Here is a 16,782-nt window from a genome sequence, read left to right as displayed (position 1 = left end):
CGGCACACTCCTTTTCATTTATATCGTAACCGAAGAACGTTCAAAAAACCAAATCATCAACCCACAGCTTTCACTTAGCCGACACATTGAGACAATAATAGACAAATCCGGTATCCTCTTCATAGCCGTTTTGCTCATACAAGCTTCTTGCCTTCCGGTTGTGGTGCTCAGTCTGAAGTGCTAAACATTTTGCCCCCCTGCATAAAGCAGCCGGCCGCCGGCTCCCTTTGTACGCGCATGAGGAACGACAAATAAGTCATTTAATATGTAGATCCTTTTCATTGACACAGAAGAAAACGTTGGATAGAGCTGGGTAAAGCCTATGAATTCTCCATTTTCTTCTGCTATCAAAATAACAGACTCGTGATTTTCCAAACGAGCTTTCAAAAAAGCCTCTGCCCCTTGCAAATCGGATGCCTGTCTATAAAATTCCCGATATTGGTTAAACAACGGCGCAATGGCGGCCGCATCTGATGTCTTTGCTTGGCGAATGTTCATCTTATTTCTTCCTCCCTCTCAATAATTTTTTCATTCTATCCCTTTTCTGTAAAGTTTATTTTCCAGAATACTTTTATCATCATGCTTTGAAAAAATATCACGATAATATCCATTGTTCTCACGGAAGCACACGCAGGTCATTTGAACGAATTTTTTCGACAGAAATTTGCCGGGACTCAGGAGCATTTAACCTAAAAAAGCATGACATTTCAGCATAATGAACATTTACTCATGTCTATTTTCGTTCTTTTCTGTATGAAAATAGTTATTTCGAGTCTCTACGGAAATAGCGAGAGATGATATACCTAAATAGAGATAAAATCATCTCAAAAAAATGGGTCTACTAAAATATTATTCCATCTATTACAATAAATTCACAGAATAGTCTTTTAAGTAAGTCTACTCTGAATTTTTTTAAAAGGAGAGGGTAAAGAGTGAGAAGCAAAAAATTGTGGATCAGCTTGTTGTTTGCGTTAACGTTAATCTTTACGATGGCGTTCAGCAACATGTCTGCGCAGGCTGCCGGAAAAAGCAGTACAGAAAAGAAATACATTGTCGGATTTAAACAGACAATGAGTGCCATGAGTTCCGCCAAGAAAAAGGATGTTATTTCTGAAAATGGCGGAAAGGTTCAAAAGCAATTTAAGTATGTTAACGCGGCCGCAGCAACATTGGATGAAAAAGCTGTAAAAGAATTGAAAAAAGATCCGAGCGTTGCATATGTGGAAGAAGATCATATTGCACATGAATATGCGCAATCTGTTCCTTATGGCATTTCTCAAATTAAAGCGCCGGCTCTTCACTCTCAAGGCTACACAGGCTCTAACGTAAAAGTAGCTGTTATCGACAGCGGAATTGACTCTTCTCATCCTGACTTAAACGTCAGAGGCGGAGCAAGCTTCGTACCTTCTGAAACAAACCCATACCAGGACGGCAGTTCTCACGGTACGCATGTAGCCGGTACGATTGCCGCTCTTAATAACTCAATCGGTGTTCTGGGCGTAGCGCCAAGCGCATCATTATATGCAGTAAAAGTGCTTGATTCAACAGGAAGCGGCCAATATAGCTGGATTATTAACGGCATTGAATGGGCCATTTCCAACAATATGGATGTTATTAACATGAGCCTTGGCGGACCTTCTGGTTCTACAGCGCTGAAAACAGTCGTTGATAAAGCCGTTTCCAGCGGTATCGTCGTTGCTGCCGCTGCCGGAAACGAAGGTTCGTCCGGAAGCTCAAGCACAGTCGGCTACCCTGCAAAATATCCTTCCACTATTGCGGTAGGTGCGGTAAACAGCAGCAACCAAAGAGCTTCATTCTCAAGCGCAGGTTCTGAGCTTGATGTGATGGCTCCTGGCGTATCCATCCAAAGCACACTTCCTGGAGGCACTTACGGTGCTTACAACGGCACGTCCATGGCGACTCCTCACGTTGCCGGAGCAGCAGCGTTAATTCTTTCTAAGCACCCGACTTGGACAAACGCGCAAGTCCGTGATCGTTTAGAAAGCACTGCAACATACCTTGGAAACTCTTTCTACTATGGAAAAGGGTTAATCAACGTACAAGCAGCTGCACAATAATAGTAAAAAGAAGCAGGTTCCTCCATACCTGCTTCTTTTTATTTGTCAGCATCCTGATGTTCCGGCGCATTCTCTTCTTTCTCCGCATGTTGAATCCGTTCCATGATCGACGGATGGCTACCTCTGAAAATCTTCACAAGCACCGGAGGATCAACCTGGCTCAGCCCCGTCACGGCCAAATCCTGGAACGTTTTAACAGCGGCTTCTCTGTTCTCTGTCAACTCGATCCCATACTGGTCAGCCTTATTCTCCTGATAACGCGAGACAGCATTAGAAAAAGGCGTCACCGCAAAGCTCAAAACGGAAAACAAAAGCAATAACAGCGGAAGTGCCGTAAGATCATGCCGCCCTTCTATATGAAACATGCTGCGGGTTAGGCGAACCGTCCGCTTGTAAAGCTTATCAATGACATAAAATCCGGCGAGCGACACGAGCAAATAACCAGCCAGACCGATGTAAACGTGCTTCATGACATAATGGCCCATTTCGTGGCCCATAATAAACAGAATTTCTGAATCGTCAAGTTTGTTCAGTGTCGTATCCCACAATACAATCCGTTTATTGGCCCCAATTCCTGTAACATAGGCATTCAGCGCATTTGTTTTTTCTGACATGTTCACTTCATATACATGATCAGCCGGAATATTGGCTTCATCCGCCAGCTCTAAAATTTTGCTTTCAAGCTCTTTGTTTTTCAGCGGATAAAAATCATTGTATAAAGGATCGATAATGACCGGCTGAATAAAAAACAGAAAAAGCGAAAACGGCACTGTTAACAGCCAGGCGTATAACCACCATTTTTTTTCATGCCTTTTGATCAGCCAATAAAAAACGAGAACGCAAAGCGTAAAGATTGGAAAGCTGATCCAAAAGCTGATAACCTGATCCTTAGCCCAGCTGGCCGTTGTCTGTGTGGAAATGTTATAGTCAAGCGATACTTGATAGCCTATCCAATCTAAAGGCAGCGTCACCAATGTTGTAATCAGCGAAAGCACAAACACAAAACCTACAGTCTGCAAAAACCGAAAAGGCACGGCCGCTTCCATCCATTTCTTAATTTTCTTTGAAACACCGCTGACCAGCAGAACAAAAAACAGAAACCAATCAAGTGGTACCCCGATAAAAAATAAAAAATTCTTGACATTCGAATACTGCTCGGCCACTGCCAACTCAGACGGCTTCATGAAAGAAGCCGGATCAGCCTGCGTCCCTTTCACGGTTTCCGGTATTGCAGAATCACCCGACAGGAAAAAATACCAATAAAAAAACAGCCCGTACAGCACGTAAGCAAGTCCTGCTGCCGCAATCCACTTGCGCATAACGCCTCACTCCTCACATCAACCCGTTACTTCTATTGTAATCATAAATTCAAATTCTTAGAACCAAGCTGTGTTCCGCACTTTTCCACCCTTTTAAGCATGGAAAGCCCGATCGCTGGGAAAACTAACAATGTTTGGAGTGATGCAAATGAAAAAAATAGTGGCAGCCATCGTGGTAATCGGTCTTGTGTTTATAGCATTTTTTTATCTTTACAGCCGATCAGGCGATGTGTATCAATCGGTAGACGCGGATTTGATCACACTGTCTTCAAGCGGCCAGGAAGATATCGAGATTGAAAAAAGACAGCACGTCAAAGATATGCTGGATATTATGAATCAGGGAAAACAGGTGAAGACAGAAAAAACATCAGCCCCTGATTACGAAGGGACAATCAAGTTTCATAAAGACCGGTATGACTCATTCAGACTATGGATTGACGGAAGCCAGCAAGCCGTTTTTTTGAAGGATGGCACATACTACAAATTAAGCAAAAATGATACAAAGGCGCTGCTAAATATTATGAAAAAAGAAGCAAAGGATTGAAAATGAAAAAGCGAAGCTAACCGCTTCGCTTTTTCCATTTTATTGGGGCAAAATATCTCTCAGTGCCCGTCTGAGCATTTTCCCCGTCGCATTTTTCGGAATATCGTCAAGAAACGTAATGGCAGCAGGCCGCTTGTACTTTGCCAGATGCTTTTCACAGTGCTGCATGATATCCTCTTCTGTTACCCCAGAGCGTTTCGGCACCACATATCCCTTTACCGCTTCCCCGCTTTGGGGGTCCGGCACGCCGATGACAACCGCCTCCTTGACGTCCGGATGGCTGTACAGCACCTCCTCTACCTCCCGCGGATACACATTGTATCCTCCTACAATGATCATGTCTTTTTTCCGGTCAACAATGTAAAAATAGCCGTCCTCATCCCGTCTTGCCAAGTCCCCCGTATAAAGCCACCCGTCTTTTAACGCATGCTCTGTTTCCATCGGCATTTTATAATAGCCCTTCATCACATTGGGGCCTTTCACGATCAATTCGCCGACCTGGTGAGCGGGCAGCTCGCGTCCGAGCGGATCTACGACCTTGTTTTCGACATGTAAGATACTTGTCCCGATGGAGCCCGGCTTTCTGCCCCTGTCAAACGGGTTAAAGCACGTGACGGGTGATGCTTCCGAGAGCCCGTAGCCTTCCAAAATGGTAACACCGAATTTTTCTTCAAACGCCGTCAGCAACGCGACTGGCATGGCCGCGCCTCCCGAAATGCACAGCCGGATGGAAGAAAAATCATCTGTCTTTCCGTTTTCATGCTGAAACAAGTAGTTATACATTGTAGGCACACCGGCAAAAATGGTCGCCTGCTGCTGCTTAACAAGCTTAAAAACAGATGCCGGACTGAATTGAGGCTCAATCAAGACAGTTGCGCCGCTCATCAGCGGTGCATTCATGCAGACAGTTAAACAAAACACGTGAAACATGGGAAGAGCGCAGACCACATTGTCCCTCTCATCCATTCCCAAATAGCCTGCAACATCGTTGGCATTGCTGTACAAATTCTGATGAGTCAGCATCGCGCCTTTCGGTTTTCCAGTCGTTCCTGACGTATATAAAATAACCGCGGTATCATCAGGGACAAGTTCTTGGTTTTGTTTAGCGGCAGATGTCGGCCGCAATATTTTTGCAAACGTTGTCATTTTCATCCTGACCTCTGGGTCCGCAGCTTCCGGCTCCTCCTCCCCCGTCTGGCATAAAATGACGAGCTCAACCTTTGGCAGCGACTCATGCATGCTCTCATAAAGCGGCAAAAGCTGGCTAACGCCCACGATTGCCTTTACATCGCCATTTGTCAGCATATAACCAATTTCTGTCGGCGTGTACAACGGATTGATGGGAACAACCACGATCCCAGCTTTTAAAGCGCCAAAAAACGCGATGATAAAATCAGGCGAATTGCCAAGCAGCAAAGCTAAATGGTCCCCTTTCTCCATACCGGCTTCCTGAAGGCCGTCCGCAAATCGCTGAATATATTCATTCAGCTCTTGATACGTCATCATGTGATCTTTAAACCTGCATGCGATGCTGTCGGGCTTCTCAGATGCTGTTTCTTCCAATTTTGAAACAAGATTCATTCTCCCACCCCTTAAAGTGAATGAATAGTCATTCATTATTGAAGCCAAGCTTTCTCCTCCATTATAGAGAAACAGAAAAAAACACTCAAGAGCAAAAAGCCCTGAGTGTCAGTACTGTCATAGTTTCTTCAATGCTTCGGCAATCGGCGTATCTCCTTCTGTCAGATCAAAGGCCCGATTTTCCGTATTCTTCTCATCTAAAGAAGCAATGACCGTTTTTGCAACGTCATCACGGGAAATAAATCCCCGCTCAAGATCCTTCGCTGCTGAAACAGTTCCCGTTCCAGGCTCATTGCGAAGGCCTCCCGGACGGATAATCGTATAGGTTAAACCGCTCGCTTCCAGAATTTTATCAGCATAATGCTTGGCCACATAATAAGGCTTGAGTGCCTCATTCCAATTTTCACGGTTATGGGCTTGCAGGGCGCTGACCATAATAAACCGTTTGATACCGGCAATGTCCGCAGCTTCAATGGCTTTCGCCGCTCCATCGAGATCCACCAGCAGTGTTTTATCATAGCCTGTACTGCCGCCGGAACCAGCTGTGAAAATGATCGCGTCACAACCTTTTGCCGCAGCGGCGATTTCTTCCGGGCTGCCCTCCAGATTCGCAAGCACAGCTTCTGCACCGGCAGCTTCAAGAGACGCTTTCTGTTCTTCTTTTCTGACCATCGCTCTGATGGAATGATCAGGATTATCTTGGAATAAAGAGACGAGTCTTTGCCCGATTTGTCCGTTCGCTCCGATTAAAAACACTTTCATGTGAATCCCTCCTGCCTCCATTATTTCAAAAACACAACCGCTCTTTCAAACGATGTGTTTTGCCTTAATAAATCAGATCAAGGAAATCCTCTTTCGTAATGTTCCCAAAGTAATGCTTGAGATTCACACCTTCGAGCACATCAGCGATGACGCTGCGTTCGTATTGTTTTCCGACCAGCAGGTTTTCAATTTCAGATACATCACCGACACCGAAGAAATCTCCGAAGATTTTGCAGTCCTCGATTTTGCCTTTCTTGACTTCCAGGCGCAAATCGATCGATCCAACCGGATAACGTTTCGAATGATTAAGGTTAAATTTTGGTGAGCGGCCGTAGTTCCAATCCCAATTCTGATAGCGCTCTTTCGAAATTTGATGAATGGTCTCCCAATCTTTTTCCGTCAGCTTATACTCCGGCACGTTTCCAATGTCGTTTGTGTTAAAAATATGGCGAAGCAAATGGCTGCGGAATTCTTCGGTGGTCATTTTATCATCGAGAAACTCACTGATGTTTGCCACTCGGCTTCTGATCGATTTGATGCCTTTTGATTCAATTTTATCCTTTTTCACCTTTAATGCTGATACAACATGATCAATGGCTGAATCAAACATGAGGGTGCCGTGGCTGAAAATACGGCCTTTCGTTGCAAACTGAGCGTTTCCGGATATTTTCCGGCCATCCACTACAATGTCGTTCCGGCCGCTTAATTCAGCTTCAACCCCAAGTTGATGTAACGCCTGAATCACCGGCTCAGTGAATTTTTTAAAGTTATGAAAGCTGTCCCCGTCATCCTTAGTAATAAAGCTGAAGTTCAAGTTCCCCAGATCATGGTACACAGCGCCCCCGCCTGATAAACGGCGGACGACGATAATCCCGTTTTCCTCAACATATTTTGTATTGATTTCTTCTATTGTATTTTGGTTTTTCCCAATGATAATAGACGGTTGATTCACATAAAAGAGCAAATATTGCTCTTCAGGGTCTAAATGCTTGACACAGTACTCCTCGATAGCAAGATTGATCCGCGGATCATTGATATTTTGATTGTCTATAAATAACATGGTGCTCCTCCTTTATCCTTCCCACACAAAACCTGATTTCGCAATATTCACTTCTCCGTTAAAAACGGTTTTCGCTTCTTTGCGAAGGTTGTCATGCACGCCAAAATGCGGCAAATGGGTCAGCAGCAGTTCTCCCGCTCCCGCTTCTTTTGCAATGCGCCCGGCTTCCAGGCTGTTCATATGGCCTGCACTTGTTCCGTCTTGATCGGCATAAAAATTGCATTCTGAGATCAATAAATCAGCATCTTTCGAAAACGGTATAAATGAATCCTGATAGCTGGAATCAGCAGTATAAACGACAGTGTGGCTGCCGTCAGTAATCCGCATGGCATAGCACGTCACCGGGTGAATCGTTTTTAAAAAGGTGATCGTAAACGGACCGGCAGTCAGCGGCTGATCCGGCTGATAGGCGATCCCTTTCGTATGTGTTTTATATGTAAGCTTTTGAAACTGTTCTATATCAGCATCATGTCCGTAAATCGGAAGCGTATGATCTCCTTTGCCGAGAAACGAACCGACTTGCTTGGCAAATTGCAGCGGCCCGATATCAGCGATATGGTCATGGTGATAATGAGACAGAACGACCGCATCCAGCTTTTCCGCCGGCACATATCCGAACAGCTTAGACAAAACGGCACTGCCGCAATCAACAAGCAGAGAGTAATCACCTGACTGAAACAAATAGCCTGACGTCGCTTCATTTGCGGCCGGAAAACCGCCATAGCATCCGATAACTGTAACTTTCATAATGTCCTCCTATCTTTTCAAAAAAATTGATCCTCCTTCAATATACCCATTTTTCTTAAAAAAAGCATGTTTTAAACATTGTATCAAAACAGTTATTGATTTTTGTAATCTGTTATATTACAATGAAATCACTACAAAGGGGAAAGAGGGATTGGTTATGCTGGGGAAAATCACAGAATTTTTTAGAAACCTGCCTTCGAAAAAGTGTGCGGAATGCGGAAAAAAGATAGAAGAGCAGCATGAGTGTTATGGTAATATCTGCAATGACTGTATAAAAGTAAACGATTTGTAATGAGCGAAAATCCCGCGCCTTACGCGTGGGATTTTCTTATTTTTTCACATATCTCTTAATTTTGAAATAATAGTCAGGTTAGGTCAAAGCTCACCTGTTTTTAGATAATTCTGGTGATTATCATAATGTCATTGAATATTCTTTATTTTCGAAATATAATTTACTATAGACGAATTGATTTCTTATCTATTATAATTTGATCTAATAGTGAGATTAAATATATGTCTATTCATGATATATGTTGATACTTTGTTTTTTGGGAGGTAATCTATGAAAAGAATTAAGTTTGGATTAGCCACACAAATATTCGTTGGACTTATTCTAGGTGTCATTGTTGGCGTCATTTGGTATGGCAACCCAGCATTGCCTACTTACCTGCAGCCAATCGGGGATCTCTTTTTACGCTTAATCAAAATGATAGTGATTCCTATTGTTGTCTCCAGCTTAATCATCGGTGTAGCCGGTGCAGGAAATGGAAAGCAAGTCGGTAAATTAGGCTTCAGAACGATTCTGTACTTCGAGATCATCACGACTTTTGCCATTATTCTCGGACTAGCCCTTGCAAACATCTTCCATCCGGGTACAGGAGTTAATATACACGAAGCTCAAAAATCGGACATCAGTCAATATGTTGAAACTGAAAAAGAACAAAGTAATAAATCAGTGGCGGAAACGTTCCTCCATATTGTGCCGACAAACTTCTTCCAGTCATTGGTCGAAGGGGATCTTCTAGCCATCATCTGCTTTACAGTACTATTTGCATTGGGTATTTCCGCAATCGGTGAAAGAGGCAAGCCTGTATTAGCCTTTTTTGAAGGTGTATCCCATGCCATGTTCCACGTTGTAAACCTTGTGATGAAAGTGGCGCCATTCGGCGTTTTCGCTCTTATCGGAGTGACTGTGTCTAAATTTGGACTCGGTTCTCTTATCTCTCTCGGAAAGCTCGTCGGATTGGTTTATGTCGCGCTTGCTTTCTTCTTAATTGTTATTTTCGGGATTGTCGCAAAAATTGCCGGCATCAGCATCTTCAAGTTCCTTGCTTACATGAAGGACGAAATCTTACTGGCGTTCAGTACGTCCAGCTCTGAAACGGTTCTTCCGCGCATCATGGAAAAAATGGAGAAAATCGGATGTCCGAAAGGCATTGTTTCATTTGTCATTCCGATCGGTTACACGTTTAACTTAGACGGTTCCGTTCTCTATCAATCTATTGCCGCACTCTTTTTAGCACAGGTATATGGCATTGATTTGACGATTTGGCACCAAATTACGCTTGTGCTCGTCTTAATGGTGACATCCAAAGGGATGGCTGCCGTGCCTGGTACTTCTTTTGTTGTCTTGCTTGCAACGCTTGGCACCATCGGCGTTCCGGCTGAAGGACTTGCCTTTATTGCCGGCGTAGACCGCATCATGGATATGGCACGTACAGTTGTCAACCTGACTGGTAACGCGCTTGCTGCCGTTGTGATGTCTAAATGGGAAGGCATGTTTAATCCTGCGAAAGCAGAAACTGTTATGTCCCAATCGAAAACAGAACAAAACGCAACCATTTCTGGTTAATGAAAAGCCTGCGGGGTTCTTGCCCCGCAGGCTTTTTTTAATCTTTAACAAGCACAAACAGCTCTGTAATCAAAACAGTATCCTCATTCAGCTCCAGTTCACCGCTTTTGATCAGTTCCGCCCATGCCGTCCGATGATCCTCTTGAAACTCCTCAATTCGGTCTCCATTGCCCTCTCCTTTGACTAACCTCATATCAGGCGCACCAAAGGTGGTTTCAAAGACATCTGTTACTTTTATATTGCATCTTGGATTGTCATGTTTATCATAAACGGTAACAAGCTGACCCGCTGTTTGATAAACGTCCCTCAATTCATCTTTTGAATACAATGATTTCGGCGCGCACGTGGCGGTTTTTTCTCCGGCAAGGATCTGCTGAATCAGCTGTTCTCCCAACCCGTCATCACCTTCCCAGCCGAATGTGCTTTTCAGCTTATAAATCTTCATTGGTCCTCCCCCTTATACCATTGGTGACTGTACATAGTAATACAGAAGCTTAGCGGTATGGCGAAGAGATGATTTATGGGTGCGTTCAAATGCATGGGAAGCATCAATTCCCGGCCCTATGAGGCCATGCACAATATCATGCCCGGATTTGATCGCTGCTGACGCATCAGACCCGTAGTACGGATATATATCAAGCTTATAGTCGATATGATGCTTCTCGGCTAATTGAACTAAATGCTTTCTGAGCTGATAATGATACGGCCCGCTCGAATCCTTCACACAGATTGATACTGAATATTCATCTGTCGCCTGCCCGTCACCGATAGCCCCCATATCAACCGCCAAATATTCAACTGTTTCAGAAGGAATATTCGAATTCCCGCCATATCCGATTTCTTCATTATTGGAAATAAGAAAATGGGTTGTATACGGCAGCTCAATGTCTTCTGTTTGAATTTGATGAATTAAACGGAGCAATAAGGCGACGCTTGCTTTGTCATCCAAATGGCGCGATTTAATAAATCCGCTTGATGTGATCTCGACACGTGGATCAAACGACACAAAGTCTCCGACGCCAATGCCAAGCTCCTCCGTATCTTTCCGGCAGTGAACAGGTTCATCTAGGCGGATCTCCATATTCTCTTGATTTCGCTCAGCCTTTCCCGCGTCTTTGTATACGTGCACAGACGTTTGATGCATTAAAATTGTGCCTGTGTACGTTTTTCCCGAGGCGGTTTCAATTTGGCAATACTCCCCCTCAATTGAGTTGTAGCGGAACCCGCCGATTAAGTCAATTTTCAGCCGGCCGTCCGCTTTAATCTCCTTCACCATAGCGCCGAGGGTGTCAACGTGCGCTGTCAGCATGCGATGCCGGGATGTGTCGCGTCCTGGAAGCGTTGCAATTAAGCCGCCCTTGTGGTTCCGAACCGTTTCTACCTTCCATTCTTTTAAAAGGCTTTCAATATAATTGATCACCTCATATGTATTTCCGGTCGGGCTTGGGATCGATACAAGTTCTTTAATGAGCTCCATCGTTTTACGTACGGACGTCATAGGGCATTCCTCCTTTTATTTTCTACTTTAAAATATACTCTTTTCCCGAGGGACCCGTCCAATCTTTTCCTATCAATCTCTCATATGCTGTAGAGAGCATGGGAAGAGGAGGGATTTCTATGTGCTGTCGTCATTCACATGAACAGAAATGTCGTTGTCACGATTGGTTCGATGATTTTTGGTTCTTTGACGAGTGGTTCGATAAAGATTTCCACGACCATTGCAAGAAAAAGAAAGAATGCCATGACCCTTGCGAGAAGAAGAAGAAAAAGAAACACCATTGTTTCTCTTGTAAAAAACACAGACATTCTTGCTGTCATTGCTAAAGACTGAATCAGAAATATTCTGATGACCCATGCTTATGAATATTTCCATTCACATTTTTCCAAGCGGGCATTGCTGCTGCTTGGACCTTTTATTGAAACACCCTTTTTGCTTTTACAATCCAATAAACTGATAAAGCCGCTATAAGAGCAACAATGATTTCAACAGCTGCAGCATGCTCTATGATTCCTCTCTGATATAAAACCGCCGGTACATTAAACAGTGCATGTAAAAGAATAGAATACAACAAAAACAGCGGCCGGCGGCTTTTAACCGCGTACAAAACAAGCAGAGACAGACCAATCTGGACGGCAATGGCACTGATTCTTTCTATTCCGCCCAGCAGCCATTCATACGAAGGAGTATGCAGCAGCTGCTCCTGTATCGGCAAAAGCGCCTGTTTGACGTCGCCATTGACTAAAAGCTGTTCAAACGTCCCGCTATTGATTGCAAATGCGTATACAATAAGTGAGATAGAGGACAAACCTGTAATCAGGATGGCTTCAAGCCCACCATGGCCTGCCCCGAAAGCCAGACCATCCGCCCAGGTATGATGGCGCTTCATAAAAAATCGCATCATCATATACCTTCCGCACTCCTCAAAAATTCCGGCCATCAAGCAGCCGTAAATGCCATACCATAATGGATGTTGCATCGCTTCTTTCGTCATTTCATTCACTTGCAGTACATAAACATGAACGCCGCCTTCCAGCAGCTGAGCGAAGACAAAAAACGTGAGAGCGCCAATAAAAAACACTTTAAGCGAGGCGCCATACTTTCGCTTAAACCATACAATCAGCCCGATTGGCAACAGAAACGCAATAGCCCCGGATAATGCCAAAAAGACTACTGCTTCTTGACTGACCATTTTTCAGCCTCCTTTTTCTTTTTCATAGATTTCCCTATTCTACACTTCTCTTTTTTTGTAAAAAAACCTTCTTTTTAGTACCAGATACTAATATCTAGTGTTATAATCTGACCATAAGGAGTGATTCATATGTCAAAAGCAAAAATTACAGCTATCGGCACCTATGCGCCGAGCAGACGTTTAACCAATGCAGATTTAGAAAAGATCGTTGATACCTCTGATGAATGGATCGTTCAGCGCACAGGAATGAGAGAACGCCGGATTGCGGATGAACATCAATTCACCTCTGATTTATGCATAGAAGCGGTGAAGAATCTCAAGAGCCGTTACAAAGGAACACTTGATGATGTCGATATGATCCTCGTTGCCACAACCACATCCGATTACGCCTTTCCGAGTACGGCATGCCGCGTACAGGAATATTTCGGCTGGGAAAGCACCGGCGCGCTGGATATTAATGCGACGTGCGCCGGACTGACTTACGGCCTCCATTTGGCAAATGGATTGATCACATCAGGCCTTCATCAAAAAATTCTCGTGATCGCCGGAGAGACGTTATCAAAGGTAACGGATTATACCGATCGAACGACATGCGTTCTGTTTGGCGATGCCGCGGGTGCGCTGTTAGTAGAACGAGATGAAGAGACGCCGGGATTTCTTGCATCTGTACAAGGAACAAGCGGGAACGGCGGCGATATTTTGTATCGTGCCGGACTGCGAAATGAAATAAACGGTGTGCAGCTTGTCGGTTCTGGAAAAATGGTACAAAACGGACGCGAGGTATATAAATGGGCCGCAAGAACCGTCCCTGGCGAATTTGAACGGCTTTTACATAAAGCAGGACTCAGCTCTGATGATCTCGATTGGTTTGTTCCTCACAGCGCCAACTTGCGCATGATCGAGTCAATTTGTGAAAAAACACCGTTCCCGATTGAAAAAACGCTCACTAGTGTTGAGCACTACGGAAACACGTCTTCGGTTTCAATTGTTTTGGCGCTCGATCTCGCAGTGAAAGCCGGGAAGCTGAAAAAAGATCAAATCGTTTTGCTTTTCGGGTTTGGCGGCGGATTAACCTATACAGGATTGCTTATTAAATGGGGAATGTAACAAAAAAAGAACTTGTTTCCAAGGAAACAAGTTCTTTTTCTTTATGAAGCCGGCTGTTCTTCTGATGATTCTTCCTTCCGGCTTAACATTGTAAAGTAAGTAATGCTTAGTGCAATCATGACGAGGGCGATGCCGATTAAGACGCCGGCCATCTGCCACATGTAGCCAAAGTCACCGTTTGAAATGACTGCTCTGAATCCGTTAATGCTGTAGGTCATCGGCAATGCACCATGGATGACTTGATAGAAATTCGGAAGCAATTCAAGCGGGAAGGTTCCTCCGCTCGCTCCCAGCTGCAGCACTAAAATAATGACTGCGATAAATCGCCCCGGGTTGCCCATCGTTGTAGCCAAAAATTGAATTATCGCCAGGAAAGCGAGACTCGTAATGATCGTAAACACGTAAAATCTCCACGTGCTCTCTACCTCGAGACCAATTCCCAATAGCAGAACCGTCGCCACAATCAATGATTGAATGATTCCTACAAGCATCATGACATTGAATTTGCTGAAGAACCACTCAAAACCGTTTCTCGGACGTCCTGACGCTTCCTTCAGCGGGAAGACAACCGTCAGCATGATGCCGCCGACATATAAGCCCATTGACAGGATATAAGGTGTCAGCCCTGTACCGTAGTTAGGAACGGAATGAATGGCATCATCTTTGGTTTTAACCGGATCCGCAAACATGCCGTATGTTTGATCATCAGCATCGATATCTCCTGTTTGATCAGCCGCATCCTTCAGCTTACTAGACAGCTCTCCTGTGCCGTCCAATAGCTTGCCTAAACCTGTATCAAGTGATGCAGATCCGTCTGCAAGTTTTGATGATCCGCTTTGGACCTGTTTAGACCCGTCTAACAGCTTAAACAATCCGCCTGATACTTGGCTGCTTCCTGTCACCAATTGCTCTGAGCCCGCTTTTGCCTTTGCGAACTGCTTATTATATTCACCGATGCCGGCTGTCAGTTTATTTTGGTTTTCTGTCAGCTGCTGTGAACCATTGTATATCTTCTCAGATCCAGCAGTTAATTTGTCAATCGCATCTTGAGTGGCTTTTGCGCCATTATAAAGCTTAGAGGTAGCTTCCGGCAATGCCTTCACCTGGGCAACCTCCGCTTTCACATCTTCCAATGAGCTTTTTATCGTTGCGATGTCAGGCAGCTGATCAGCTGAAGGAAGCCCACTTAAAATTTCATCAAAATCAGGCGCATCAACTTTCGGAAGCTGCTTTTCAACAGAATTGATCAACTGTCTTTTTTGCTCCGCTGTTAAGAAATCACTCGAGTTGATGAGATTTTTGAATGCCTGATCACGGTTTTTTAAGCTGTTTTCAAAGTCAGACAGCTGTTTTTTAAATTCCTTCATCGCTGTTTCTGACTTTTCCAGATTGTTCACAGCTGTTTCAAGCTGTGTTAAATCGAGCGCATTTATGAGTTTTTCCGCTTTTGCTGCTTTTTCCGACTCTTCTTGCGCTTTACTGTTGAGCTGATCCAGCCCGTTTGTCAGATTAGGCAAGCCCTGCTGCACCTTTTGAAGGCCGGCATTCAGTTCATTTAGCTTGCCCGTTATCTTGCCTGATCCTGCTGCAAGCTGACCAGATTTATCATAAATCTGGTTGCTGCTGTCTTGGAATTTACCGAGCGAGCTGTCAAGCGATTGGATGCCGCTCGTCACCTGAGCCGCTCCATCTGCAAGCTGCGCTGTTTTGTCACTGATGGTAGCGGTGCTTTCCTTCAGCTTCGCCAGATTTTCTTTCAGCTGGGCGCTTCCGTTTTTCGCATCCTTTGTGCCGTCATCAATTTTTTTCGCGCCGCTGCTCGCGTCGCTCAAACCTTTTGCGATATCTTTAAAGTTATCAAAAATAACTTTCGTATATTGCTCGGTCACTTCTTTTGAAACAGAGGCTTTCAGTTTATCAATCGCTTTTTCGCCGATCGTTGCCCCTACATAGTTGGACCCTGCATTTGTGTGGTATTTCAGATCCAATTTTTTCGGATTTTTGTCTAATACAGTGCTGGCATTCTTAGAAAAATCCTCAGGAATCTCGACAACTAAATAATATTTTTGATTCAATAAGTCCTTTAACGATTGGTCGAGATCATTGGTAAAATGCCAATCAAAGTTGTTATTATCCTTTAATTCTTTGACCAGATCATCACCGATTTGAAGTTTTTCTCCTTCATACGTTGCTCCCTTGTCTTGGTTGACGACAACGACAGGCAGCTGGTCAACTGTGCCGTACGGGTCCCAATAAGCCTTTAAGAATACGCCGCTGTAAATAAGCGGGACAAACAAAATGGCGATGATGGGAATCAATAATTTTTTACTTGTTACGATGTCTTTCCACTGACTTCGTATTGTGTTCATCCTGATGCCTCCATTCTAAAACTGACTCATCATGAAAAATGGTCATTTTCTTGCAAAGAGAAAGGATTATCTAGTTCGCTGACAATCCTTTGACAACATACAATTCAAGCAGTCCCGCAATTGTCTCTTTATCAAGAGGGGGGTGTTGCTTTTCCCAGTCAAAAATGAGCGCGATATAAAGCTTCAGCATCACAAAGGCTGTCAGCTCAGGGTCGCACGGCTTGATTGCGCCGCTTTTGATCCCGTCTTCAATCTTACTTTTGATATAAGACAGTATGGCTCGCTCCATTTTCTGGATCACTTCCTGAACAGCCATTGTACCAATCTCGGCATTCTCTTGGAAAATTTTAATCGTCAGCTGATGTGTTTTCCTGAACTCCAGAATGGCAAACAGCGCTCTGTGCACATTTTCATGGAACGGAAGGTTCGGCTCCATCGCTTCATCCGCTTTTTGCTTCATTTCCTTTAATAAAGTAGTGAAAATCTCGTCAAACAGCTCTTCTTTGTTTTTGAAAAAAGTATAAATGGTTCCCTTCCCCACGTTCGCAAGTTTTGCGACAAGATCCATTGTCGTCGCTTTATACCCGAACTGCGTGAAAGACTTTGTAGCCGCCTCCAAAATGAGCTTTTTTCGATCTATTGACATTGTATTCACCTCGAAACTGACCGTTTG

Annotated in this window: 16 protein-coding genes and 1 pseudogene; 5 read left to right on the top strand and 12 right to left on the bottom strand. The window is 44.2% G+C overall.

Annotation, left to right across the window (positions count from 1 at the left end):
• Nucleotides 1-70: 70 nt before the first annotated feature.
• Nucleotides 71-498, bottom strand: a pseudogene (locus WA279_RS17540) (GNAT family N-acetyltransferase).
• 434 nt (nucleotides 499-932) lie between these two features.
• Here WA279_RS17540 and aprE point away from each other — a divergent pair.
• On the top strand, nucleotides 933-2,078 hold the full coding sequence (gene aprE / locus WA279_RS17535; RefSeq protein ID WP_336156151.1) for a subtilisin AprE: 1,146 nt from the start codon (nucleotides 933-935) through the stop codon (nucleotides 2,076-2,078).
• A gap of 38 nt (nucleotides 2,079-2,116) precedes the next feature.
• On the opposite strand, the gene WA279_RS17530 is transcribed toward aprE, so the two are convergent.
• A complete protein-coding gene (locus tag WA279_RS17530; protein WP_336156149.1) occupies nucleotides 2,117-3,397 on the bottom strand; it encodes a M48 family metallopeptidase in 1,281 nt (426 codons plus the stop codon).
• Between the two features lie 148 nt (nucleotides 3,398-3,545).
• On the opposite strand from WA279_RS17530, the gene WA279_RS17525 reads away from it, so the two are divergent.
• On the top strand, nucleotides 3,546-3,941 hold the full coding sequence (locus tag WA279_RS17525) for a hypothetical protein (RefSeq protein WP_332276384.1): 396 nt from the start codon (nucleotides 3,546-3,548) through the stop codon (nucleotides 3,939-3,941).
• 39 nt (nucleotides 3,942-3,980) lie between these two features.
• Here the strand turns inward: WA279_RS17525 and lcfB are convergent, their stop codons facing one another.
• The 4 genes from lcfB to WA279_RS17505 all read right to left on the bottom strand — a co-directional run bounded on the left by lcfB (nucleotide 3,981) and on the right by WA279_RS17505 (nucleotide 8,091).
• Nucleotides 3,981-5,522: a long-chain-fatty-acid--CoA ligase LcfB gene (gene lcfB / locus WA279_RS17520; RefSeq protein WP_336156148.1), complete on the bottom strand. Its 1,542-nt coding sequence runs from the start codon at nucleotides 5,520-5,522 to the stop codon at nucleotides 3,981-3,983.
• Between the two features lie 117 nt (nucleotides 5,523-5,639).
• Nucleotides 5,640-6,284, bottom strand: a complete 645-nt coding sequence (locus WA279_RS17515) for an SDR family oxidoreductase (protein WP_049140680.1) — start codon at nucleotides 6,282-6,284, stop codon at nucleotides 5,640-5,642.
• 64 nt (nucleotides 6,285-6,348) lie between these two features.
• Nucleotides 6,349-7,344 carry a lipoate--protein ligase LplJ gene (gene lplJ, locus WA279_RS17510; RefSeq protein WP_336156146.1) on the bottom strand — a complete coding sequence of 332 codons (996 nt, stop codon included), beginning with the start codon at nucleotides 7,342-7,344 and terminating at the stop codon, nucleotides 6,349-6,351.
• A 12-nt stretch (nucleotides 7,345-7,356) separates the two neighbouring features.
• Nucleotides 7,357-8,091: an MBL fold metallo-hydrolase gene (locus WA279_RS17505; RefSeq protein ID WP_103803947.1), complete on the bottom strand. Its 735-nt coding sequence runs from the start codon at nucleotides 8,089-8,091 to the stop codon at nucleotides 7,357-7,359.
• A 157-nt stretch (nucleotides 8,092-8,248) separates the two neighbouring features.
• Here WA279_RS17505 and yhfH point away from each other — a divergent pair, with 157 nt between their 5' ends.
• A complete protein-coding gene (gene yhfH / locus WA279_RS17500) occupies nucleotides 8,249-8,383 on the top strand; it encodes a protein YhfH (protein WP_003244802.1) in 135 nt (44 codons plus the stop codon).
• 270 nt (nucleotides 8,384-8,653) lie between these two features.
• Entirely contained in the window at nucleotides 8,654-9,943 is a 1,290-nt protein-coding gene (gene gltT / locus WA279_RS17495; protein ID WP_003245579.1) for a glutamate/proton symporter GltT, read from the top strand.
• A 37-nt stretch (nucleotides 9,944-9,980) separates the two neighbouring features.
• On the opposite strand, the gene WA279_RS17490 is transcribed toward gltT, so the two are convergent.
• The 4 genes from WA279_RS17490 to WA279_RS17475 form a co-directional block, all read right to left on the bottom strand.
• Entirely contained in the window at nucleotides 9,981-10,388 is a 408-nt protein-coding gene (locus WA279_RS17490; RefSeq protein ID WP_327829036.1) for an ASCH domain-containing protein, read from the bottom strand.
• 12 nt (nucleotides 10,389-10,400) lie between these two features.
• Entirely contained in the window at nucleotides 10,401-11,441 is a 1,041-nt protein-coding gene (locus WA279_RS17485; protein WP_336156145.1) for a M42 family metallopeptidase, read from the bottom strand.
• Nucleotides 11,442-11,575: 134 nt separating this feature from the next.
• The gene (locus WA279_RS17480) at nucleotides 11,576-11,743 is read right to left on the bottom strand and encodes a hypothetical protein (RefSeq protein ID WP_172398294.1); all 168 of its coding nucleotides are present in this window, start codon (nucleotides 11,741-11,743) and stop codon (nucleotides 11,576-11,578) included.
• Between the two features lie 113 nt (nucleotides 11,744-11,856).
• A complete protein-coding gene (locus WA279_RS17475) occupies nucleotides 11,857-12,633 on the bottom strand; it encodes a YhfC family intramembrane metalloprotease (protein WP_336156144.1) in 777 nt (258 codons plus the stop codon).
• A 129-nt stretch (nucleotides 12,634-12,762) separates the two neighbouring features.
• Here WA279_RS17475 and fabHB point away from each other — a divergent pair, with 129 nt between their 5' ends.
• Complete coding sequence (gene fabHB / locus WA279_RS17470; RefSeq protein ID WP_003233200.1) at nucleotides 12,763-13,740, top strand: beta-ketoacyl-ACP synthase III FabHB; 978 nt, start codon at nucleotides 12,763-12,765, stop codon at nucleotides 13,738-13,740.
• 41 nt (nucleotides 13,741-13,781) lie between these two features.
• Here the strand turns inward: fabHB and WA279_RS17465 are convergent, their stop codons facing one another.
• A complete protein-coding gene (locus tag WA279_RS17465; protein WP_336156142.1) occupies nucleotides 13,782-16,109 on the bottom strand; it encodes a YhgE/Pip domain-containing protein in 2,328 nt (775 codons plus the stop codon).
• 70 nt (nucleotides 16,110-16,179) lie between these two features.
• Entirely contained in the window at nucleotides 16,180-16,755 is a 576-nt protein-coding gene (locus tag WA279_RS17460) for a TetR/AcrR family transcriptional regulator (RefSeq protein ID WP_014479348.1), read from the bottom strand.
• Nucleotides 16,756-16,782: the final 27 nt, after the last annotated feature.

The sequence above is a fragment of the Bacillus sp. 204(2023) genome (assembly GCF_037027505.1).
Lineage (GTDB): Bacteria > Bacillota > Bacilli > Bacillales > Bacillaceae > Bacillus > Bacillus subtilis.
This window is presented reverse-complemented; position numbering and strand designations above follow the sequence as displayed.